Origin of the sequence: uncultured Bacteroides sp., assembly GCF_910585845.1 — a bacterium.
Lineage (GTDB): Bacteria > Bacteroidota > Bacteroidia > Bacteroidales > Bacteroidaceae > Bacteroides.
Genome location: NZ_CAJUHF010000052.1, coordinates 1 through 22,060 on the forward strand (window position 1 = coordinate 1; position 22,060 = coordinate 22,060).

At 51.3% G+C, this 22,060-nt stretch carries 15 protein-coding genes and 1 pseudogene; 7 read left to right on the top strand and 9 right to left on the bottom strand.

The features are described 5' to 3' along the window. Nucleotides 1–8 precede the first annotated feature (8 nt). Nucleotides 9–1,115: an IS4 family transposase gene (locus QZ323_RS12135; protein ID WP_294634973.1), complete on the top strand. Its 1,107-nt coding sequence runs from the start codon at nucleotides 9–11 to the stop codon at nucleotides 1,113–1,115. A gap of 32 nt (nucleotides 1,116–1,147) precedes the next feature. On the opposite strand, the gene QZ323_RS12140 is transcribed toward QZ323_RS12135, so the two are convergent. After that, entirely contained in the window at nucleotides 1,148–2,152 is a 1,005-nt protein-coding gene (locus QZ323_RS12140; protein ID WP_294634958.1) for a PDDEXK nuclease domain-containing protein, read from the bottom strand. On the opposite strand from QZ323_RS12140, the pseudogene QZ323_RS12145 reads away from it, so the two are divergent. Further along, a pseudogene (locus tag QZ323_RS12145) lies at nucleotides 2,142–2,396 on the top strand (MFS transporter); the annotation flags it as partial. The gene QZ323_RS12140 and the pseudogene QZ323_RS12145 overlap by 11 nt on opposite strands. Before the next feature lie 17 nt (nucleotides 2,397–2,413). Here the strand turns inward: QZ323_RS12145 and QZ323_RS12150 are convergent. The 3 genes from QZ323_RS12150 to QZ323_RS12160 form a co-directional block, all read right to left on the bottom strand. Then, nucleotides 2,414–4,690 (bottom strand): ComEC/Rec2 family competence protein, encoded by a 2,277-nt coding sequence (locus tag QZ323_RS12150; RefSeq protein WP_294634959.1) that lies wholly within the window; start codon nucleotides 4,688–4,690, stop codon nucleotides 2,414–2,416. A 12-nt stretch (nucleotides 4,691–4,702) separates the two neighbouring features. Beyond that, on the bottom strand, nucleotides 4,703–5,353 hold the full coding sequence (gene rpe / locus QZ323_RS12155) for a ribulose-phosphate 3-epimerase (RefSeq protein WP_294634960.1): 651 nt from the start codon (nucleotides 5,351–5,353) through the stop codon (nucleotides 4,703–4,705). 376 nt (nucleotides 5,354–5,729) lie between these two features. Further along, nucleotides 5,730–6,323, bottom strand: a complete 594-nt coding sequence (locus tag QZ323_RS12160; RefSeq protein WP_294634961.1) for a sigma-70 family RNA polymerase sigma factor — start codon at nucleotides 6,321–6,323, stop codon at nucleotides 5,730–5,732. A gap of 132 nt (nucleotides 6,324–6,455) precedes the next feature. Between QZ323_RS12160 and QZ323_RS12165 the strand changes: the two genes are divergently transcribed. Next, nucleotides 6,456–6,629 carry a hypothetical protein gene (locus QZ323_RS12165; protein ID WP_294634962.1) on the top strand — a complete coding sequence of 58 codons (174 nt, stop codon included), beginning with the start codon at nucleotides 6,456–6,458 and terminating at the stop codon, nucleotides 6,627–6,629. A 185-nt stretch (nucleotides 6,630–6,814) separates the two neighbouring features. Here the strand turns inward: QZ323_RS12165 and fmt are convergent, their stop codons facing one another. The 3 genes from fmt to QZ323_RS12180 form a co-directional block, all read right to left on the bottom strand. After that, nucleotides 6,815–7,786 carry a methionyl-tRNA formyltransferase gene (gene fmt / locus QZ323_RS12170; protein ID WP_294634963.1) on the bottom strand — a complete coding sequence of 324 codons (972 nt, stop codon included), beginning with the start codon at nucleotides 7,784–7,786 and terminating at the stop codon, nucleotides 6,815–6,817. A 66-nt stretch (nucleotides 7,787–7,852) separates the two neighbouring features. Further along, a complete protein-coding gene (locus QZ323_RS12175) occupies nucleotides 7,853–9,643 on the bottom strand; it encodes a chloride channel protein (protein ID WP_294634964.1) in 1,791 nt (596 codons plus the stop codon). A gap of 115 nt (nucleotides 9,644–9,758) precedes the next feature. Then, on the bottom strand, nucleotides 9,759–10,322 hold the full coding sequence (locus tag QZ323_RS12180; RefSeq protein WP_294634966.1) for an L-threonylcarbamoyladenylate synthase: 564 nt from the start codon (nucleotides 10,320–10,322) through the stop codon (nucleotides 9,759–9,761). A 440-nt stretch (nucleotides 10,323–10,762) separates the two neighbouring features. On the opposite strand from QZ323_RS12180, the gene QZ323_RS12185 reads away from it, so the two are divergent. The 4 genes from QZ323_RS12185 (at nucleotide 10,763) to QZ323_RS12200 (ending at nucleotide 19,943) form a co-directional block, all read left to right on the top strand. Further along, nucleotides 10,763–11,857, top strand: a complete 1,095-nt coding sequence (locus tag QZ323_RS12185; RefSeq protein WP_294634967.1) for an efflux RND transporter periplasmic adaptor subunit — start codon at nucleotides 10,763–10,765, stop codon at nucleotides 11,855–11,857. Nucleotides 11,858–11,951: 94 nt separating this feature from the next. After that, the gene (locus QZ323_RS12190) at nucleotides 11,952–15,011 is read left to right on the top strand and encodes an efflux RND transporter permease subunit (protein ID WP_294634968.1); all 3,060 of its coding nucleotides are present in this window, start codon (nucleotides 11,952–11,954) and stop codon (nucleotides 15,009–15,011) included. A gap of 158 nt (nucleotides 15,012–15,169) precedes the next feature. Further along, nucleotides 15,170–16,645 carry a TolC family protein gene (locus QZ323_RS12195; protein ID WP_294634969.1) on the top strand — a complete coding sequence of 492 codons (1,476 nt, stop codon included), beginning with the start codon at nucleotides 15,170–15,172 and terminating at the stop codon, nucleotides 16,643–16,645. Between the two features lie 94 nt (nucleotides 16,646–16,739). Then, complete coding sequence (locus tag QZ323_RS12200) at nucleotides 16,740–19,943, top strand: efflux RND transporter permease subunit (protein ID WP_294634971.1); 3,204 nt, start codon at nucleotides 16,740–16,742, stop codon at nucleotides 19,941–19,943. A 189-nt stretch (nucleotides 19,944–20,132) separates the two neighbouring features. Here QZ323_RS12200 and QZ323_RS14470 read toward each other — a convergent pair whose 3' ends face one another. Both QZ323_RS14470 and QZ323_RS12205 read right to left on the bottom strand, forming a co-directional pair. Continuing rightward, on the bottom strand, nucleotides 20,133–20,366 hold the full coding sequence (locus QZ323_RS14470) for a hypothetical protein (protein WP_363175101.1): 234 nt from the start codon (nucleotides 20,364–20,366) through the stop codon (nucleotides 20,133–20,135). An 849-nt stretch (nucleotides 20,367–21,215) separates the two neighbouring features. After that, complete coding sequence (locus QZ323_RS12205; protein WP_294634972.1) at nucleotides 21,216–21,866, bottom strand: hypothetical protein; 651 nt, start codon at nucleotides 21,864–21,866, stop codon at nucleotides 21,216–21,218. Nucleotides 21,867–22,060: the final 194 nt, after the last annotated feature.

Consider the following 22,060-nt stretch of genomic DNA (forward strand, 5'->3'; position numbering starts at 1 on the left):
CTTTTTCCATGAAAGTTACGATAACTCCCAGGGACTGCGACAAAGTTAATCAAATTGTCCCGATTATGCAAGCGCATCTTGGCCCGGTAATGAATTTGGCTCGCATAAAATTGCTTGCGTTTGTTCTTCACGCCCTTTGTATTGTGCAGACGGTCAGCCTCCACAAGATAGCGTCGGCGATGCCTACGGGTGTTGAGCGTGATTCCAACCTGCGCCGTCTGCAGAGATTCCTTGCCGGATATGCTCTCAGCCTTGACCTCATAGCCATAGTGATTTTTGCACTTCTGCCAGTCAAGACAGGACTGGTTCTGAGCCTTGACCGCACCAACTGGAAATTCGGTGATGTAAACATCAATATCCTTATGCTTGGAGTGACATACAAGGGGGTTGCATTTCCGCTGCTCTTTACTATGCTTGACAAACGCGGCAACTCCAATTGGAAAGAGCGGACACGGCTGATCGATAGATTTATAAGGCTGTTCGGTGCAGAGTGTATCGATTCCCTCGTCGCCGACCGCGAGTTTGTAGGAAAGCAGTGGGTCGAGTATCTTAACAACAGACGTATCCGGTACTACCTGCGAATCAAGCAGAATTTTTGGCTGCGTAATCCCAAGTCCTCCGAAGATGTCAGGGCATGGCATCTGTTCCACGGACTCAGGCTCGGACAGGAACGTGTCTACGACAAGCTGTTTTTGCTCAAAGGTGAATATGTCTACATAGCCGGAGCCATGCTGAAAAACTCCGATGGTGTCCCTGAACTGCAAATCCTGATCTGCTACAACCGTCAGGAAGCGGCTGTGGCAACCTACAGACAACGCTGGCAGATTGAGACATGCTTTCGCGCCATGAAGTCCTCCGGATTCAATATCGAGGACACACACCTGCGCGACATCGACCGCATCGCGCGTCTTACGGCGATGGTCTGCATGGCATTGGTATGGGCGTATCTCGTGGGCGAACATAAGGATATGAATGTGAAAGCTGTCAGAATATTGAAACACGGCAAGAGAGCCAAATCGCTGGTAAAGTATGGTTTGGAAGAAATCGAAAATGTTCTCCTCAGACCTCTCTACAAGCCGAAATTTGATATTTTCAAATTTTTGTCATGTACTTAGATTATGCGGATAATGCAGAAAATGCAATGAATTTAGTCATTAGACTTGCTTAACTCTTCTTCGACCAATCTCACTCTTGCTTGCAGTTCTTCGGCAGAAGGAAGCAGATTTGAAGGCGAAGCAATCTGGACATTATCGTATGAAGCCACGCCCATAGGGGTTTGTATCCCTTTGAATGCCCAACGCACATCGGTCTCATCTTTATCGCTACAAATCAACAGTCCGATTGTGGGGTTATCATCAGCTCCTTTAAGCAGCTCATCAACGGCATTGACATAGTAGTTGAGTTTTCCGGCATACGCGGGATCGAATGGCTTTACTTTCAGTTCAACCACAACGTATGCCTTTAGGCGGATATGGTAGAACAGCATATCAATTCGGCGGGTACGTCCCCCGACAATAAGTTCCTTTTGTCGGCCAACGAAAGCGAATCCTGTTCCAAGTTCAAGAAGAAAACGGGTGATATTCTGCTCCAACGCCGCTTCAAGCTGTTCCTCCTTATAGTCTGCTGAAACAGTTACAAAACCAAAATCATAGTTGTCCTTAGTGATTTCTTGCGCCATACGGCTTTGGGCTTCCGGCAGATATTGAGAAAAATTGCTGATAGCGTTACCATGGGTCTTGTATAGGTTAGCTTTCAGAGAGTTATCCAAAGTTTGACGGCTCCAACCATTCAATATGCATTCTTTCAAATAGAAAACAGCCTCATCAACCGACTTGCACTTTGTAATAATGTTAACCTGATGACGCCATGGCACCAGACCGAGAATCAGCGGAAAGTCAGTATCAATTTCTGCACCAACTTGGTGGAATTTTATAATCCTTTGAGAATTTGCATGTTGCAATTCTCCACCAACTTGGTGGAGTTTTTCTGTTGCCTCTGATGAAGAAAAGAATAAATACCATTTCTTCATAGCCCAAAGATTTGTAGTGCCAAAACCTCGGTCAAGGGGAAATGCCTCCTGCAAGTCAAAGCTTAGCTGTTCCACAACCCCACTGCCCCATGTTTCTTCCGCCTTACGTATTATAGGCGCCATAGGCTTTTTTGCTTCGTCCGTATTCTCTATTATCTATTCGATGGCACTGCAAGCCCTTCCGGAGAAGGCAAACCAGATTTCAGGACTGATGATTACAGCTGTTGCCGGTGGAGGAGTGGTGACACCGGTGATGGGAGGTGCCATTGGCAGTGTCGGAATTGCAGGTGGTCTGTTGGTGGTGTTGGCATGTGTGCTGTATCTGACGTATTGTGCGTTCGGGATAAAGGTGGCGGCGGATGCCTGACGTCCGGTGTATGATTCTTATAACCGGATGCACAGTGCCCCTCTATCCTTTATGGATATATAGGGGATCGCCAGTTGTCCGCACTCTTTCTTCAGGGAGTTGCTGCGATAGGCAGGCAAGGAAGAATCCAATATGACGGTATGGATGTGGAATAGGGAAGTGAGTTCCGTGATATTTCCATTGTAGCCATTGGATATGTACAGGTAATCGACATTCAGCGGTTGACTGGATATCTTGCCTTGCCAGCGGTTGTCGTGTAGCAGGCAGATACATTTTCCGGCATAGAAAACGAGATGGTTATGGAAAGCAAAACCGGGAACAGAATAATCTGTCGTTACCATCTTTGGCGGAACCAAATGTATATGGCTCCAGTAAGGACGGAGGGTCCGATATAAGCGGGTGGTGTCCGGTAGGCTGTCTGCACAAGCCAGCCAAGAGTACTTACTGTTTGTGAGGCAGTGGACTGCCGGACAATTGCGAACGTTATAGAAATTTATGCTCCGTTGAGGTAAAGACAGACAGATTGAAACTGTATGGTATGCACTGAAGAGGAACAGACAAGACAGAGCTGTATATATACTGCGGACCGTGCGGAGTTTGAGGCAGCGGAAGAGGAATAGCAGAGAAAGATAAAAGAGAAGAATCTCCCAAACATCTGTCCACAGCCCGTCTACGGAAGATACAGGCAAATGCTCTATCTGTCGAAGCCCGGCGTTTTGGATATCCAGCAAGATATCGACTACCCGGGCAAATCCGTGTTGCAGTGTGGGGAACGGAGTCAGCAGGAGCATCAGAATCGCAGAGTATAGAATGACTGTCACCAGAGGAATTACCCACAGGTTCGTCAGCAGGAAATGAGTGGAGAAACGGTGGAAGTAGAATATCACCAAAGGGGCGGTACCGATTTGTGCGGCTACTGAAACTGTCAGTAGCCCCCAAACGTAGCGGAGCAGGCGATGCAGTGCAAATAGAGTATAAAGTTTGATATATATTAGTGCGTTCTTCTTTATGGCTTTACGTTGTTTGATGGCAAATAGAGTATAAAGTTCGGAGTGTTTCAGTGCGTTCTTTTTTGCAGCTTCACGTTGTTTGATGGCAAATAGAGCATAAAGTTTGGGCTGTATCAGTATGATAGCACTTACCGCTGTGAAAGAAAGTTGAAATCCTACATCGAATAGCCAAAGAGGATTATAGAGTAACATGAGAAAAGCCGTAGCCGCCAGTGTGTTCATTGATAAAGGCTTTTCCGGTTGCAGGCAGGAAAGGGTTACTAAGGTACACATCATGACAGAACGTACCACGGAAGAAGATAATCCGGTGAAAAAGGCAAATGCCCACAGAAGCAGGAGGATGATAGTCAGCCCGAAAGGTTTGAAGAAACCCCACCGCTTCCATAGGCGGGAAAGAAGAAAGAACAGCAGAGCATAGAGGAAGCCGATGTGCAGTCCCGAAAGTGCCAATACGTGGCTGGCGCCCGCGATGGAGTATGTCTCCAGAATGTTTTCACTCAGGTTCTCCTTGTCGCCTACAGTGAGGGCTGAAAGTATGGCGAGATTATCTCCCTGAAAGCCCAGGCATTGATACAGCTCTATTACTCTCCTGCGATAGTCCAAAGAGGCTTGGCGAAGCGTACGGGAAGTTTCGTATCCTACCACCTGCCAGTGTCCCTCAGGCACGTAAGCGGTGGCACTGCCTCCTTTGCGGAGGAAATAGCGTACATAGTCAAATTCATCCGGATTGCTGTTGTTCGTGGGAGGCATCAGCCGGGCATGCACCCAGAGCCTGTCTCCCTGCTTCAGTGTGGTTGAGGCGGAATCCTTAGACAGATACAATAGAGCGGTATGGTTATACTTTTCCACCCATAAATTGTCCGCACCTACCTTCCCTTCTATCCGCACCCGGCATAGGATGCTTCGTTCCTTCGTCTCCGGTGTTTCCTGAATGACGGCCTGATAAACTTCCGCTTTGTCAGAGAAAGGAAAATCCGTGCGATGCAACCGTCCTTCCGTAATTCCGGCACCTAACGCGAAGCAGCAAAGAAAAACGACAATGCCATATAAGTAATTGAAACGATACTTGCGGGATAAGAAATAGGCTGCGAAAAGCAATAAGAAACCGGACAGGCAAATCCATACGGGCAAGAGTGGGGATAGCCAAAACGAAGTTTCAGCCGTTGTATATAGGGATAGCGCCTGGCGTTGGTAAAAAAAATAGGCGTCCCCACCGATGATACCACCTGCAAACGGCATCAGAAGTCGTGAGAACGGATGCCGTTGTATGTAGGTGATAATCAACGGAGCGGAGGGTTAAAGGTTGTGTAATGCGTGTATCATTCCCTCGGGGTCGGGGGCTGCGAAGACGGCACTTCCGGCAACCAAGGCATCGGCACCGGCAGCTACAAGGCGTGCTCCTGTCTCCAGATTCACCCCTCCATCCACCTCTATCAAGGCTTTGGAGCCGGTGCTGTCTATCAATTCGCGCAACTCACGCACTTTATCAATGGAATGTTCGATGAACTTCTGCCCACCGAAACCGGGATTGACACTCATGACCAGTACCATGTGTACATCCTGAATGATATCTTTCAGCATGGCCACAGGAGTAGCCGGATTGATGGTTACGGCGGGTTGCATACCTGCCTCGCGTATTTGCTGCACTACACGGTGCAGATGCGGGCAGGCTTCGAAATGCACATTCATGATGTGTGCACTCAGTGCTTTCACTTCGTTGATGAACTTCTCGGGCTGTACAATCATCAGATGCACATCCAGTGGCTTCTTGGAGATCTTGGCTACGGATTTCAGGACGGGAAAGCCGAAAGAGATATTGGGCACAAACACGCCGTCCATGATGTCGATGTGTACCCACTCGGCTTCACTGCGGTTCAACATTTCCAGGTCTCTTGCCAGATAAGCAAAGTCTGCTGCCAGGATAGAAGGGGCTATGATTGGTTTCATAAATACATTATATTTAATAGGACATATCCAATATTCTACTACAAATGTAGGCAAAAGATTCCATTCATCCTAATATTATTCTCTGCGAGCCCTTCGGCGGTTGGGGTTCTGCCCGATAGCTGCGGGCGAAACTACGGATAAAAGCGAGTGTCTTTTCAGAAGGCCTTGGGCGTTGGTGGGAGGATGCAGAGGCAGTGTCTCTGCATGTCTTGGCAGATGAAGTGGCCAAAGAAAGAGTAGTTTTTTTATCCATAGGCTCGTCGATTTTGATGATTAGACTCCGAAGGCACACTATCCATCACCGTTACGGACAGTACCTTTTCTATGTAGAAAACGGAGATGAAGAGGAATTAGTATGTGTGAGCCTACAAAATCTTTAGTCCACCGTCAAGACTATCCCATGCTTCTCGGCCATGCGTCGCAGGTTCAATATGGCATAGCGCATCCGTCCGAGGGAGGTATTGATGCTGACGCCTGTCATCTCTGCTATCTCTTTGAAGCTCAGGTCCTGATAAAAGCGCATGTGTACGACTTCGCGTTGCTCCTCCGGCAGGTGCTTCATCAGGCGGCGCACATCCGCGATAATCTGGCGGTTTACGATTTCCGTCTCTATTGTTCCTTCGGAGAGGCGGATATTGTTCAGCAGGTTCCGTTCTTCTTCGTCGCAGAATACGAAGTTCTCCTGTTTCTCCTGGCGGAAACAGTCGATGATAAGGTTGTGCGCAATGCGCGTGAGCCAGGCGGGAAACTTGCCGTTTTCGTTGTAACGTCCCTGCTTGATGGTGATGATGGCTTTCGTGAAAGTCTCCTGGAAGATGTCTTCCGCCAGTTCTTCATTGCGCACGGTGTAATAGATGTAGGCATAGAGCCGGTCTTTGTGACGGTTCAGCAGGACATCGAACGCTTCGTTATCGCCTTGTGCATAGAGGGCTACCAACTTTTCGTCGGTAGCGGTGAGTTGTTCTTTCATTACGTGTATCTTTTTCTATTTTTTAGCGTAATGTCTTTCGATAGGCGTTCAATGTTTTAGGGATTAATATTGCGCAAAGAAAGGAATTTTTGGGGAAACGGACAAGATTATGGCTGATAAATTAGTGTGGGGATGGATGGATTTTATCTTGGGATAGTTTTTGGGGGAGTAAAACTAAAGGTTTATTCTGTAGTAGAGCTTTGGGAAGTGTATATAAATATAGATATTTCTGATCTTGAAAAAAATGGAAGCGATTTTCCCCTCTTACCCCCGTCAGAACACCTTCTGAGAAGGGGGGGGGATTGACTCAGGGACTGAAAGGCATTCAGTCAGGGACTCAAACCCTTTCAGTCCCTGAGTCAATGCCGTTCAGTCAAGGAGTGAATTTGGCTTCTTTTGTAAAATAGACTTTCTTATGTTTTTCTGTAAAGAAAAGAGATTCGCAGGCAGGCGATACTCCGCGATACGGGATATCGGACTGTATCTTTCTCTCACGCCATCCGCGCCTCTTCCGTCAACCGGAAGCCTCGCAACAGTTCATCGGTCTTCAGCCTCTTCTTGCCCGGCAGTTGCAAGGCACGGATGCCGATAAGACCATCAGTCACGGCGATGCGGATGTAGCTTTTGCCGTCCGTCAGCAAGGTGCCGGGGGAGAGCTGGTGGGGTTGGGAGAGCTTTTCGGTCTCGAATATCTTCACTACCATTGTCGTGCCGTCGGGCAGGAGCAGCTCGGACCAGGCGGCAGGATAGGGGGAGAGACCGCGTATGAAGTCGTAAATGCGCTTCACCGGCTGGTTCCAGTCGATGCGGCAAGTCTCTTTGAATATCTTCGGTGCGGGGCGCAGCTCGCCGCCGACTGCCATTTCTTCTTGGGGGATGGTCTTTACCGTGCCGTTGAGGATGGCGTCTACAGTTTCGGTCACCAATTGCCCGCCGAGCGTCATCAGTTTGTCGTGCACGATGCCTACGTTGTCCGTGTCGGCAATGGGGACACGCACTTGCTGGATCACTTCACCGGTGTCGATCTCATGGCGCAGGAAGAAGGTCGTGATGCCTGTTTCCGTGTCTCCGTTGATGACTGCCCAGTTGATGGGGGCGGCTCCACGGTATTGGGGCAGGAGCGAGGCATGCAGGTTGAAGGTGCCGAGGCGCGGCATGCTCCACACCACTTCGGGCAGCATGCGGAATGCGACGACTATCTGTATGTCCGCTTTCCACGTGCGCAGGGCTTGGAGGAATGTTTCGTCTTTCAGCTTTTCCGGTTGGAGCAAAGGGAGATTGTGTTCCAGCGCATACTGTTTCACGGGAGAGTACTGTATCTTATGTCCCCGTCCGGCAGGTTTGTCGGGCATGGTGATGACGCCTACTACGTTATATCCGCCCTCTACCAGGCAGCGAAGGGATTCGACGGCAAAGTCGGGAGTTCCCATATATACAATTCGCAAATCTTCTTTTCTCATCATGTCGTTTACGTTTTAAATGTTCTTGGTCTTCTGAAAATAGACCGATACTTTACGTTTTAAATGTTCTTAGTCTTCTGAAAAATTCACCAATACTTGGCGGTAAGAATTGAAAATCTTCGACTTGGAGACGAAGCCGAGGTAATGGCCCTCTTTGTCCACTACGGGAAGGTTCCATGCCTGCGTGTCGTCGAAGGTGCGCATCACCTGCTCCATGCTGTCCGTGTCGTACAGGCGGGCGGGGAGGGTGGTCATCAGTTTGCCCACGGTGAACCGATGGTACAGTTCTTGGCGGAACATGATGTTGCGTATGTCGTCCAGTATGACAATGCCGAGCAGTATGCCGGCTTGGTCAGTTACGGGGAAGATGTTGCGTCGGGAGGCGGAGATGGCTTTCACCAGTTCGCCCAGGTCCATTTCGGGGCGGACGGCGACGAAGTTTTTTTCTACGACGTTCTCCATTTTCATGAGCGTCAGTACCGCTTTGTCCTTGTGGTGGGTGATGAGTTCGCCCTTCTTGGCCAGACGCATGGAGTAGATGCTGTGGGGTTCGAAGACGATGATGGTCAGGTAGGAGCTGACTGCTACGATCATTAGCGGGAGGAAGAGGTCGTATCCTCCGGTCAGTTCGGCGATGAGGAAGACGCCTGTCAGGGGGGCATGCATGACGCCGCTCATGACGCCTGCCATGCCCATGAGGGCGAAGTTCTTTTCGGGCAGGTAGTAGGAGAAGTCGAACTTGTTGCTGAAGAAGGCGAAGACGAAGCCGGCGATGCAGCCCAGGTAGAGCGAGGGTGCGAAGATACCGCCGCAGCCTCCGCCCCCGTTCGTGGCGCTGGAGGCAAAGACTTTGAAGAGGATGATGAGCATCAGATAGAGCAGCAGCAGGTTTCCGTGTCCGTAGAAGAGGGAGTTGTTCATCACCGTGTCCCAGTCGGCGTTGGAGGTGCCGTTGAGCAGCAGTTCGATGGTGTCGTAGCCTTCGCCGTAGAGCGGGGGGAAGAGGAAGATGAGTATGCTCAGCATGGCGCCTCCCAGGGCGAGTTTCTGGTAGGGGTTCTTGAGCTTGCCGAAGAGGCCTTCGACGGAGTTCATGGCGCGGGTGAAGTAGAGCGATACCAGTCCGCAGAAGATGCCCAGCATGATGACGTAGGGGATGCGTTCCATCTCGAAGGGTTGGTCGAGGTGGAATTTGAACAGGGCTTCCGTGCCCGTGGTGATGTAGGAGACGGTGGCGGCGGTGACGGCTGAGATCAGCAGGGGCAGGAGGGAGGTCATGGTGAGGTCTATCATCAGGACTTCGAGCGTGAAGACCAGTCCGGCGATGGGGGCCTTGAAGATGCCGGCGATGGCTCCTGCGGCTCCACAGCCTACGAGGAGCATGAGCGTGCGGTGCTCCATCTTGAAGATGCTTCCGAGGTTGGAGCCGATGGCGGATCCGGTCAGCACGATGGGTGCCTCTGCTCCTACCGAACCGCCGAAGCCGATGGTGATGGAGCTGGCGATGACGGACGACCAGGTGTTGTGCCTCTTGATTCGCCCTTGCCTTCGGGAGATGGCGTAGAGGATTTTGGTTACTCCGTGGCTGATGTCGTCTTTCACGATGTGGCGGACGAAGAGTCCGGCGAGGAAGATGCCGACTACGGGGTAGACCAGATAGAGGTAGTTGGCTTCCGTCGTGTTGAAGTTGTCCGTCAGGAAATTCTGTATCCAGTGTATCAGCATCTTCAGTATCAGGGCGGTGAATGCCGTGAAGATACCTACCAGAAAGCTGAGTATCAGGATGAACTGCTTCTCTTTGATGTTCTTCTCGCGCCACAGCAGGAATTGCTGAAACAAGTTTTTCTTCTCTTTTTCCATTTATACCTATCTTAATCTTCTTAGGGGTTATCCTTTGTTTTCTTAAGGGCTGACGGGAGTTGTCACTCTGTTTAGTCCCGTCGTGCGTTAAAAACCGGATGTTTTTGGGCTTCTTTTATTTACGTATGATTTTGATGACGCCTCCCTTGTCCAGCTTGATGATGCTGGAGGGCTTGGGTTGTCCGGCTTCATCCTGCCGATATCCTACCACATAGTCCACCATCGACTTGATCTCTTCGCTGATTTCGCTGAAACAGGCGGGCGAGGGCTGTCCGCTGATGTTGGCGGAGGTGGAGACGATCGCTTTTCGGAACTGGCGACAGAGGCGTTTCGAGAACTCCTCGTTCGTGACGCGTATGCCCACGCTGCCGTCTTCGGCAAGCAGGTTGGGGGCGAGGTTGCGTGCTCCGGAGTAGATGATGGTGAGCGGTTTGTCGGCCAGCTCGATCAGGTCCCAGGCGATGTCGGGCACGTCCTGCACGTAGAAGTCTACCTTTACGGGAGAATCGACCAGCACCAGCATCGCTTTGCTGTCCGAGCGTTGCTTGATTTCATACACGCGCCGCACGGCTTCGGCATTGGTGGCGTCGCAACCAATGCCCCAGATGGTGTCGGTAGGGTATAGGATGATGCCACCTTCGCTCATCACCTGGCAGGCTTTTTTGATATCTTCTGTCATTCCTTTGATGTTTATCTACAATTGATGTTTATACGCAATTGGTGTTTATACGCAATGATTAGCACGCAAAAATACGATTTTTACATGGATTAATGGAAATAATCGGAAGAAAACATGCTTATGTCCCGTGGCTCTTTCGGTTTTGACGGCTTGGCGTGTATATGCGAATCCAACAATGCAACTATAACGGGGCGGAAAAACACCGATTAACGTACGTTGACATTTCGGCGCCAATACGCCGCCAATGTACCGCCAATGTACCTCCGTTTTTTCGCCATCCTTCTGTCCACAGCTTCCCTCCGGCCGTGGGTCTACCCGCTTGATAGTTAAAGAACTACTTTTCTGCATTTTTTTTGGTTTTGTCCATAGATATATAGCATCCCGTATAGGAAAAACCACTACATTTGCACAGACCAACCGTAAAATGAAAAACAAACCCTATGATGAAAATACAGAACCACTGTCTCCTCCTCTCCCTGTCGCTGCTCCTGCTGACGGCTTGCTCCGGTGCGAAGCGGGAAGAGCCTGCCGATGCGGGCGTCTCCACCCTGCTGCCTGCCGAACGGAACGAAGTCACCATCGCCACCCTCCATCGCCAACCCTTCAGCCATGAACTGGTGAGCACCGGCAAGATCGCCGCCGGAGGCATGGCCGACCTGCGCTTCGAAAGCACCGGCATCGTGGCGCACATCTACGTGAAGAACGGCGACCACGTGCGCCGAGGGCAGAAACTTGCCGAACTCGACAAGTTCCGCCTCGCAAACAAGACCGCACAGGCACTGGACGCCCTCGAACGCGCCCGCCTCGAACTGCAAGACGTGCTCATCGGACAGGGATATGCCGTCTCCGACACCCTCCGCGTGCCCGAAGGACTGACCCACGTGCCCGCTGACATCATGCGCCTGGCACGCGTCAAGAGCGGTTACGACCAAAGCCTCTCCCAATACCAGCTCGCCGCCTACGAGGAAGAACACGCCACGCTCTCCGCCCCCTTCGACGGCGTCGTTGCCAACCTCTTCTCCAAGCCCTACAACGCCGCCTCCACCTCCGATGCCTTCTGCACTCTGGTCGGCACGCAGGGCATGGAGGCCGACTTCACCGTGCTGGAGAACGAACTCCCGCTGATCAAGAGCGGCGACAAGGTCGTAGTCACCCCCTACGCCGACCCTGCCGCCCGCTACGAAGGGCGCATCTCCGAAATCAACCCTTTGGTGGACGAGAAAGGCATGGTCCGCGTGAAAGCCGCCGTCAATGGCCGCGGGCGCCTCTTCAATGGGATGAACATCCGCGTCAGCGTGCACCGTTCGCTACAGGGGCAGCTCGTCATCCCGAAGAGTGCCGTGGTGCTGCGCTCCGGCAAGCAGGTGGTCTTCACCCTCGAGAACGGGAAAGCCCGCTGGAACTATGTGCACACCGGACTGGAGAACGCCGAAAGCTATACCCTGGCGGATGACGGCATCCAGGAGGGAGACACCGTCATCCTGACCGGAAACGTCAACCTCGCGCACGAGGCGCCTGTGATAGTCAAAGAGTAAACTTGCGGTAATCAAAGAATAAACTTGCGATAATCAAAGAGTAAGTTTATCGTAATCAAAGAGTAAATTTATCGTGATCAAAGAGTAAAAAAGAATGGTCAAATTCCTTATACAGCGCCCCATTGCCGTACTGATGGCCTTCACCGCCTGCTTCATTGTCGGGCTGGTGACGTACTTCACCCTGCCCGTCTCCCTGCTGCCGGACATCGCCATACCGGAAATCACGGTGCAAGTCTCCACCCCGAACACCTCCGCCCGCGAGCTGGAGAACACCATCGTCCGCCCCCTGCGTCAGCAACTTATCCAGGTCGCCCGCCTGAAGGACATGGACAGCGAGACGCGCGACGGCGCCGGCCTGATCCGCCTGAGCTTCGACTACGGCACGAACACCGACCTCGCCTTCATCGAAGTGAACGAGAAGATAGACGCCGCCATGAACTACCTCCCCAAGGACGCGGAACGCCCCAAGGTGGTGAAAGCCAGTGCTACGGACATCCCCGTCTTCTACCTCAACCTGACCCTGAAGGGGCAGGACGATGCCGGAACGGACGCCTTCCTCAACCTGTGCGAATTTGCCGAGAGCGTCATCAAGCGCCGCATCGAGCAGCTCCCGCAGGTGGCGATGGTGGACATCACCGGACTCGTGGAACGTCAGCTGCAAATCCAGCCCGACGCCGACAAGCTCGCCATGCTGGGGCTCTCCATCGAGGACGTAGAGACGGCCCTCGTGCAGAACAACGTAGAGCCGGGCAGCATGACTGTGCGCAACGGCTACTACGAATACAACATCAAGTTCTCCACCCTGCTGCGCACCGAAGAGGACGTCCGCAACGTCTTTATTAATAAGGAGGGGCGCATCATGCGACTGGGCGATTTCTGCCGGATAGCGGTCGTTCCCGTCCGCGAGAAAGGAGTCTCCGTGAGCAATGGCAAACGCGCCGTCACCCTGGCCGTCATCAAGCAGGCGGACGAGAACATGGACGACATGAAGCGTGCCGTCAACCGCACGATGAACTATTTCCGGCGTGTCTACCCCGACATCGACTTCTGCGTCACACGCAATCAGACCGAGCTGCTGGACTACACCATCTCTAACCTACAGCAGAACCTCTCACTGGGCTTCCTGTTCATCTGCCTGGTCGCCGTGCTCTTCTTGGGCGACGTCAAGTCTCCCTTCATCATCGGGCTGAGCATGGTGGTCTCTATCGTCGTCTGTTTTCTGTTTTTCTATCTGTTCGGCATGTCCCTGAACATCATTTCCCTCTCCGGACTGATCCTCGCTCTGGGCATGATGATCGACAGCTGCATCATCGTGACGGAGAACATCTCGCAATACCGCGAACGGGGATATTCGCTCCGGCGGGCCTGCGTGGTGGGCACCGGTGAGGTGATCACTCCCATGCTCAGTTCCTCGCTGACCACGGTGGCGGTGTTCGTCCCCCTGATTTTCATGAGCGGCATAGCCGGAGCCATCTTCTACGACCAGGCGTTCTCGGTCACCGTCGGCTTGCTGGTCTCCTACCTGACGGGCATTATGCTCCTCCCCGTGCTCTACATGCTGGTCTACCGCGTCGGCCTGCGGAAACCCCTCTTCCCCCGCCTGCGCATCAACAATCCCATCAAGGCGCACTCGCTCGACCGCTTCTACGATGCCGGAGTCGATTTCATCTTCGCCCATAAGACGGCGAGCCTGCTCTTCTGCCTCCTCTCCCTGCCCCTGTGCGTGTTCATGTTCCGCTTCATCGGCAAGGAGCGCATGCCCCGGATCGACCAGAACGAACTGATAGTCCGCGTGGAATGGAACGAAAACATCCATGTGGACGAGAACCGCCGCCGCGTGGACGCCCTCTTTGCCCTGTTCCGCGCAGAGACCGTGGAGCAGACGGCCTCGATCGGCCGGCAGGACTATCTCCTGAACCGCGAGCAGGCTCTCTCTTCCTCCGAGGCTGAGCTTTATTTCAAGACCGATGACCCGGCTGCGATAGCCCCTTTGCAGGAGCGGATATACCGTGCCTTGAAGTCGGAATACCCGTTGGCCGTCGTCTCCTTCTCCCCGCCGGAGACGGTGTTCGAGAAACTGTTTGTGACGGGAGAGGCGGATGTCGTGGCGGAGCTTTACTCCCGCAGCAAGGAGAAGCTCCCGACTGCCGGAGAGCTGCGCACCCTCGAAGAGCGTTTCACCTCCCGCACGGGACACGCCCCCACGAGCATCGCCTTCGAGAACCAGTTGGACATCCGCATCAACCGGGAGAAGCTCCTGCTCTACAACGTCTCGTACGATGAACTGTACCGCACCCTGAAAACCGCTTTCAAGGAGAACAGCATAGCCACCCTCCACTCCTATCAGCAGTATCTGCCCATCAGCATCGTGGGAGAGGAGCGCACGGTGAACCGCATCTTGCAGGAGACGCTGGTGCCGACGCGGGCGGACAAGGCGGGAGCCAGATATCTTCCCCTTCGCGAACTGGTATCAATTGCCCCGTCGGAAGACCTGAAGTCCATCACCGCAGGGCGCAACGGAGAGTATATCCCCTTCCGCTTCTACGACGTGCAGCGGGCGGAACCCCTCATGCAGCAGGTGAAGGAGATTGCCGACGGCACCGGCGACTGGGATACGTTGTTCTCCGGAAGTTTCTTCTCCAATCGGAAGATGTTGGACGAGTTGGTCGTTATCCTGTTCATCTCCATCCTGCTGATGTATTTCATTCTGGCGGCGCAGTTCGAGAGTTTCGTACAGCCGCTTATCGTGTTGCTGGAGATTCCGATAGATGTGGCGTTCGCCCTGCTGCTGTTGTGGGCATGCGGGCATACGTTGAACCTGATGTCCGCCATCGGGCTGATTGTGACGTGCGGCATCATCATCAACGACTCTATTCTGAAGCTGGATGCCATCAACGAACTGCGTCGGCAGGGGACGCCTCTGTTGGATGCCATTCATGAGGCGGGACGCCGTCGGTTGCGCCCCATCATCATGACTTCGCTGACTACGATCTTTGCGATGGTGCCGTTGCTGTTCTCTTTCGATATGGGTTCGGAGTTGCAGAAGCCACTCTCCATTGCCATGATCGGGGCGATGACGGTCGGCACGCTGGTCAGCTTGTTTGTCATACCGTTGGTTTACTGGTTTATCTACAGGAAGAAAGTAACGGTTTGAAGTCGCTTGGGAATGAGTTTGATGTGAACTTGAGGTTGTCTTGATGTGAACTTGATGTAGGCTTGATGTTGTCTTGAAGTAAACTTAGGATTATCTTGATGTAAACTTGAAGTCATCTCGAAATAAACTTAGAATTATCTTGAAATAAACTTGAAATAATGAAGAAACTTGGTTTAATCATCCTTTGGGGAGTTCTTGTAGCGTTCCCGTCAGCCGCCCAACAGCAGATCACGTTGGACTTGAAACGGACCATTGCCCTGGCAAACGACAGCTCGTTGGAAGCGTTCCGCACGAAAAACATGTATCTGGCCGGCTATTGGGAATACCGCACCTACAAGGCAAACCGCCTGCCGAGCCTGACGCTGAACATGACCCCCGCACAATATAACCGTGACATCACCAAACGTTACGACTCCGAACAAGACCTGGACATCTACCGCAGCCAACAATCTTTCTATGCCTACGGCAATCTCGCCATCAAGCAGAACTTCGACCTGACGGGCGGTACGTTCTATCTGGACACGGAACTGGGCTACATGCGCAGCATCGGTTCAAACTCCTATACCCAGTACACTTGCGTCCCCATACGCGTGGGATACTCGCAAAACCTGGTCGGCTATAACCCTTTCCGCTGGGAACGGAAGATAGAGCCTTTGAAGTATGAGAAGGCAAAGAAAGAGTATATCTACAATGCCGAGCAGGTCTCCGAACAGGCTACCACCTATTTCTTCGCTCTCGCCATGGCACAGGCTGAGTATGACCTCGCCAAAGAGAATGTCGTCTCCACCGACACGCTCTACCGCATCGGCATGCAACGCCTGAAGATCGCCTCTATCAGCCGTGCCGACCTCCTGACGCTGAAGCTGGATGTGGTAAACGCCCGCAATACGTTGCAGAACGCCGAAAGCTCGCTGAAACGTGCCATGTTCTCGCTCGCCTCTTTCCTCAATCTGGAGAAGGGCACGGAGATCAGGCTCGAACTTCCCAGCCGTCCCGGTGAGCTGGTTATCCCGGTGGATGCCGCCCTGGATGCCGCCCGCTCCAATAATCCGGACTTCCTCGGCCTGCGCCAGAACGTGCTGGAGGCGGAGAGGAATGTGGATAAGACCCGAAAGGAATCCCGCTTCAATGCCAGCATCAACGCCAGTGTCGGCTTCAACCAGGTGGCGGAGAAGTTTGGCGACGCCTATCATCATCCGATGCAGCAAGAGATGGTCTCCGTCAGCGTGTCCATCCCGTTGGTGGACTGGGGCGTGCGCAAAGGAAAGTACAACATGGCACGCAACAACCTGAATGTCGTGAAGACCTCTTCCCGGCAGAATGAGATCAGCATCGAGGAGGAAGTCATCATGACGGTGAATGACTTCAATGTCCAGCAAGCCCTGGTGACGAGTGCCGAAGAAGCCCTCGATCTCTCCATCCTGGCATACAATGAGACCCGCCAACGCTTCATCATCGGCAAGGCGGACATCAGCAGTCTCACCCTCTCCCTGAATCGCCAGCAGGAAGCACAGCGTAACTACATATCGGCCTTAAAGAACTACTGGTTGAACTACTACAAGATCCGCAAACTGACCTTGCACGACTTTGCCAGTGGCTTCTCCCTCTCCGATAAGTTCGACTACGACCAGTGAGCCTCCCGCCCCTCACCAAAGAATGTCCCCCCTTTTTAGTTCTTAACCCTCAACCCCCAATTTTCAATTTTCAACATTCAATTCTCCACTCCTCATGAAAAGCCTCTCTCCCTTCACCCTCATCGTCACCTTTGTCTGTCTGACACTGGTGGGGTTGGCACTGGTACCGCTGCTCCCGGTCAAACTGAATCCGTCGCGCACGTTGCCAGGGTTTACGGTGCGTTTCAGTATGCCGGGCACCTCCTCGCGCGTGGTGGAGATGGAGGCGACGAGCAAGTTGGAGTCCATGTTGGCACGCATCAAGGGGGTAAGGAAAATCTCTTCCACCTCGGGCAATGGCTACGGTCGCATCACGGTGGACTTGGACAAGCACGCCGATGTGGACGCGGTGCGCTTTGAGGCGTCCACCATCATCCGCCAGACGTGGGCGAAGCTGCCTGCCGGGGTCAGTTATCCGTATATCGACATGAAGGTGCCCGATGAGAATGCCGCCCGCCCGTTCCTCTCGTTCACGTTGAATGCCCCTTCTACGCCCATCCTGATACAGCAATATGCGGAAGAGCACATCAAGCCGCGCCTGGCCGGGTTGCAAGGCATTTACAAGATAGAACTGAGCGGCGCCACACCGATGGAGTGGCGGCTGGAGTACGACAGCGAACAGTTGCGGACGTTGGGCATCAGCCTCTCGGATATCCGGCAGTCCATCAGGCTGCATTATAATAAGAAGTTTCTGGGGACGCACAACATAGACACGCCTGCCGGTGAGCAATGGATACGCCTGGTGCTGGTGCCGGACGGAACCGGAGGCAGTTTCGACCCTTCGTTGATCATGGTTACGGCTTCGGACGGCAGAATCATCCGTTTGGATGAACTGGTGACGGTCACCCACGTGGAAGAGGAACCTCAGAGCTATTACCGCATCAACGGGCTGAATTCAATCTACCTCTCCATCACCGCCGTAGAGAGTGCCAACCAGTTGCAACTGAGCAATGAGGTGATGAAGGAGATGGAAGCCATCCGCCTGACGCTGCCGTCCGGTTATGAGGTACACACCAGTTACGATGCCACGGAGTACATCCGCGAGGAGTTGGACAAGATTTATTTCCGTACGGGGCTGACGGTGCTTATCCTGCTGCTGTTTGTCTGGTTGATTACGCTCAATCTGAAATACCTGTTCCTGATCGTCACCAGTCTGACGGTAAACATCGCTGTGGCGGTTATCTTCTACTATCTTTTCGGACTGGAGATGCAACTCTATTCGTTGGCGGGAATCACCGTGTCGCTGAATCTGGTGATAGACAGTACGATTGTGATGGCCGACCACATCCTGCACCGGCGCAACCTGAAAGCATTTATGTCCGTCCTGGCTGCCACGCTGACTACGATGGGCGCGCTGGTCATCATCTTCTTCCTGGACGAGAAACTGCGCCTGAACTTGCAGGACTTTGCCGCGGTGGTGATCATCAATCTGGCGGTATCCCTCTTTGTCGCGCTCTTCTTCGTGCCTGCAATGATTGAGAAGCTCAGGCTTACGGGAGGGCGCAGGCGTTCGTCGGGGAAGGGCCTGAAACGATGGGTACGCGCCCATGTGCGTATTCGCCGGATCACGGTGCGCTTTACTCGTTTCTATCAGTTGCTTATCCGTTTCCTGCTGCGATGGAGGGTGGCGGTATGCATTGCCTTGGTGTTAGGATTCGGCTTGCCCGTCTTCCTGATTCCCGAAAAGATGGAAGGCGAAGGCAAGTGGGCGGAATGGTATAACAAGGCGTTAGGTTCTTCCACCTACAAGGAGAAAGTGAAACCTGTAGTGGACAAGGCATTGGGCGGTACCCTTCGCCTGTTTGTGCAGAAAGTGTACGAGGGGAGCTATTTCAGCCGCAATGAAGAGGTAGTGCTCTATGCCAATGCGAACCTCCCGAATGGAAGTACGCTGGAGCAGATGAATACGCTGGTGAAGCGCATGGAGGCCTATCTTAGCGGCTTCAAGGAGATCAAGCAGTTCCATGCCTCGGTCTACAATGCCCGAAGGGGGAACATTCGGATTTATTTCAAGAAGGAGTATCAGTATAGCGGCTTCCCCTATACGCTGAAGGCGAACCTAATAGGCAAGGTAAACGAGCTGGGCGGGGGTAGCTGGGATGTGTATGGCTTGCAAGACCAGGGGTTCAGCAATGATGTCCGTGAGAGTGCAGGCTCCTATCGCATCAAGATGTACGGCTATAATTACGATGAACTCTATGCCTGGGCCGAGAAACTGAAGGAAGTGCTGCTTTCGCACCGCCGTATCAAGGAGGTGTTTATCAAGTCGGAGTTCTCTTGGTGGAAGGATGACTATCAGGAGTTCTACTTCAATCTGGACAAAGAGCGCATGGCGCAGGAGGGCATAAACGCCCAACACCTGTTTTCTACCATCCAGCCTATCTTCGGCAGGAACATGCAGGCGGGTTCGGTGGTCACGGAGAGCGGGGCGGAGAACATCCGGCTCTCTTCCCGCCAGTCTCGCGAGTATGACGTGTGGGCGATGCAGTTCTTCCCCTATGGCGCGGCCAACGGGAAGCACTACAAGCTCTCCGGACTGGCTACTGTGGAGAAAGGGCAGATGCCGCAACAGATTGCCAAGGAGAACCAGCAATACCGCCTCTGCCTGCAATACGAGTATATCGGGTCGTCCGAGCAGGGGAACAAGATACAGAAGCGTGATGTGGAGGAGTTCAACAAGTTGCTCCCTATGGGGTATACAGCCGAGTCGGACAGTCAGTCATGGTCGTGGGGAAGGAAGGACAGTAAGCAGTATCTGCTGTTGCTGATAGTCATAGGCATCATCTTTTTTACGACAAGCATTCTGTTCAATTCGTTGAAACAGCCTTTGGCCATTATTTTTGTCATTCCGGTCTCTTATATTGGGGTGTTCCTTACGTTCTATTGGTTCCGCCTGAACTTTGACCAAGGCGGGTTTGCCTCTTTCGTGCTCTTGTGTGGCATTACGGTGAATGCCAGCATCTATATCCTGAATGAGTACAACAGTATCCGCCGCCGCTTCCCCCGTCTTTCCATGCTCAGGGCCTATACGAAAGCTTGGAATGCCAAGGTTGTACCCATTTCCCTCACGGTGATTTCCACGATTCTGGGCTTCGTCCCGTTCATGGTCGGGGCGGAGAAGGAGGCTTTCTGGTTTCCGTTGGCAGCAGGCACCATCGGGGGACTGGTCATGTCCGTTGTCGTCATCTTCCTGTTCTTGCCGATGTTCGTGCTGAAGAGGAGAGAGGTGGTAAGAAGGAAAGTGAGGAGCAAACGTTAATGTAAATCCTCACGTATATGGCCGAATCGGTTACTTCATACCAACTCTCCGCACTACCAAGTATGGGGCTATCTATCGTGAGGGTGAAAGGTTTCTTCTTTTGCCATAATCACATGTTCCGGTACAGAGAATCCAAGAAAGGGTACATCTTTCATGTCAATGTCATCTCTACCTTCCAGTTTCCACCATCTACCCGCTTTTTCGTCTAAATGCCAAAGTATTTGTTTGGGGGGATAATAGCTTTATGTATCCACCACTGATTCCCTCTCCGTCGAAATGCTTCTTACGTTGATCATAAAATGTAAAACTTAAGGTAGGGATAGGTAGTTTGTCGGCAGGGTCACTATCGCGTACCCAAATATACAAATCTTTAGGTTTGTCGCGGGAGATTTTTAGATTCCAGCATATGGGTAAAGGATTCATGTAGTCTTCAAGCACTTCTCCTTTTACAGAAAGATGTATCCTCCATAAAGACCATAGGATATAAAGCTCTGAAATATTTTTTCCCCTTTTTGAAAATCAGTATGTCGTTAATTCTGAAATGTTCCAAAGTCACGCGATACGCGAATACTTCTTTGAACTCAACTCTGACTATACCTTTGTTGTCGAACCGTTCCAGCTCGACAACAAGATCCGTTGCATTGTAGTCTATTGAATTGATTGAACACTCGCAATCAATCAAATTTATAGGATGGTATATTTCACTGTTCATTTCCATCTTTAATCAATGATGAATAATCCTTTTGTATCAAGTACGTTGCTAATCTTCCCTGCATATATAACTTAGTCGCATAGCCCAAGGATACTTGTCGCCCGCTACGACGAATGGCTGCTATATAGACCGGGATATTTATGATTGGGAACATGACTAAAACCGAATATATCACATTTACACGATACTGTGTCAGTTCATACTGGTTATATCTGAATCTGATGTAATAGAGGTTCAGCAGATATGTGTTCACATAGCCTAATGTCAGGAAATACAATAGTCTCAGTCGTTTACTACGGACCACTGACACAAGCCATTTGTATATCTTTGGCGAATACATTGTCAGCCATAATGTAAAATTGGAGAAAAGCATGAGAATTATCCCAAATGCTCTAAATATTTTCAACAATGTCAATGACTTATCCATCGCACCAAACAGGCATACTATGACAGTCGCCAACAAACACCATAAATCAATGGTTAGCAACACGGCAAACACAATAAAGAGCCAAAAGAATAACTCATTGACCGTGTTTCCTAATCTGTTCCAAAATCGTTTATCAGTCAGTTTCATTATTCAATGTGCAAGTGATTAGATTTGTCGGTTCTATTGACAAACCGGTATAATTAGACCTTATTAGTTCATCTGTCAACCTTTCAGAAATAAAGATTGTACTGTCGAATGGAAATGGGAAAAACAGATCCCAAATTGTGCTTTTATCGCGTAGCGCAAGTGAATTAGAAGTTACACCAAAAGCCCCGGTCTTATCCTTTAATTTTAATTGCTGATATTGACTGAATGACTCCAATGTTATAGGCTCTTGTGGAATAGTCCACTCTGTCCGAATAAAAGATGATTTTTCATAATCTATTGAATCGACAAATGATGGCCCATATAAATGCACCCACAAATATTCCCTAACATCTTTATTGGTTTCTATTGTCACCGGAAAAATTTGATGTGGCATGACATTGAAATGCCTGATGCTTTCATATAATTCAGGAGATATAAGCATATCGCAACCCGGTCCGGCTGTTGTTGAGGGAAAGTCAGATATTACGGCACCTCTCCTTAATTTGAACCTCAAATCAGGATTACACGACAATTTATTCCACGGACTTATTTGAGACGCAGTGAAAGGACTTAGGCACTCTACCTGTGGATATTTCTTGCCTGTTTCTAAATCGTGTGATAGCTTATAGAATTTCATTGAAGTACTATAAAAACCTGTTGGTTGAATTAAATTAGTGAATATTTTTTTAGTAGATGACAAAAAATAAATTTATGCTGTTAAACATTTAATTTTTAAGCGATTATATTTTCAAAAGTCCTTGAAGTTTAGTAATTTAAAGGAAAAGTTTGGACGCTTTTTCTCATGAAAACCACTAATTCCAAGGACTTGGT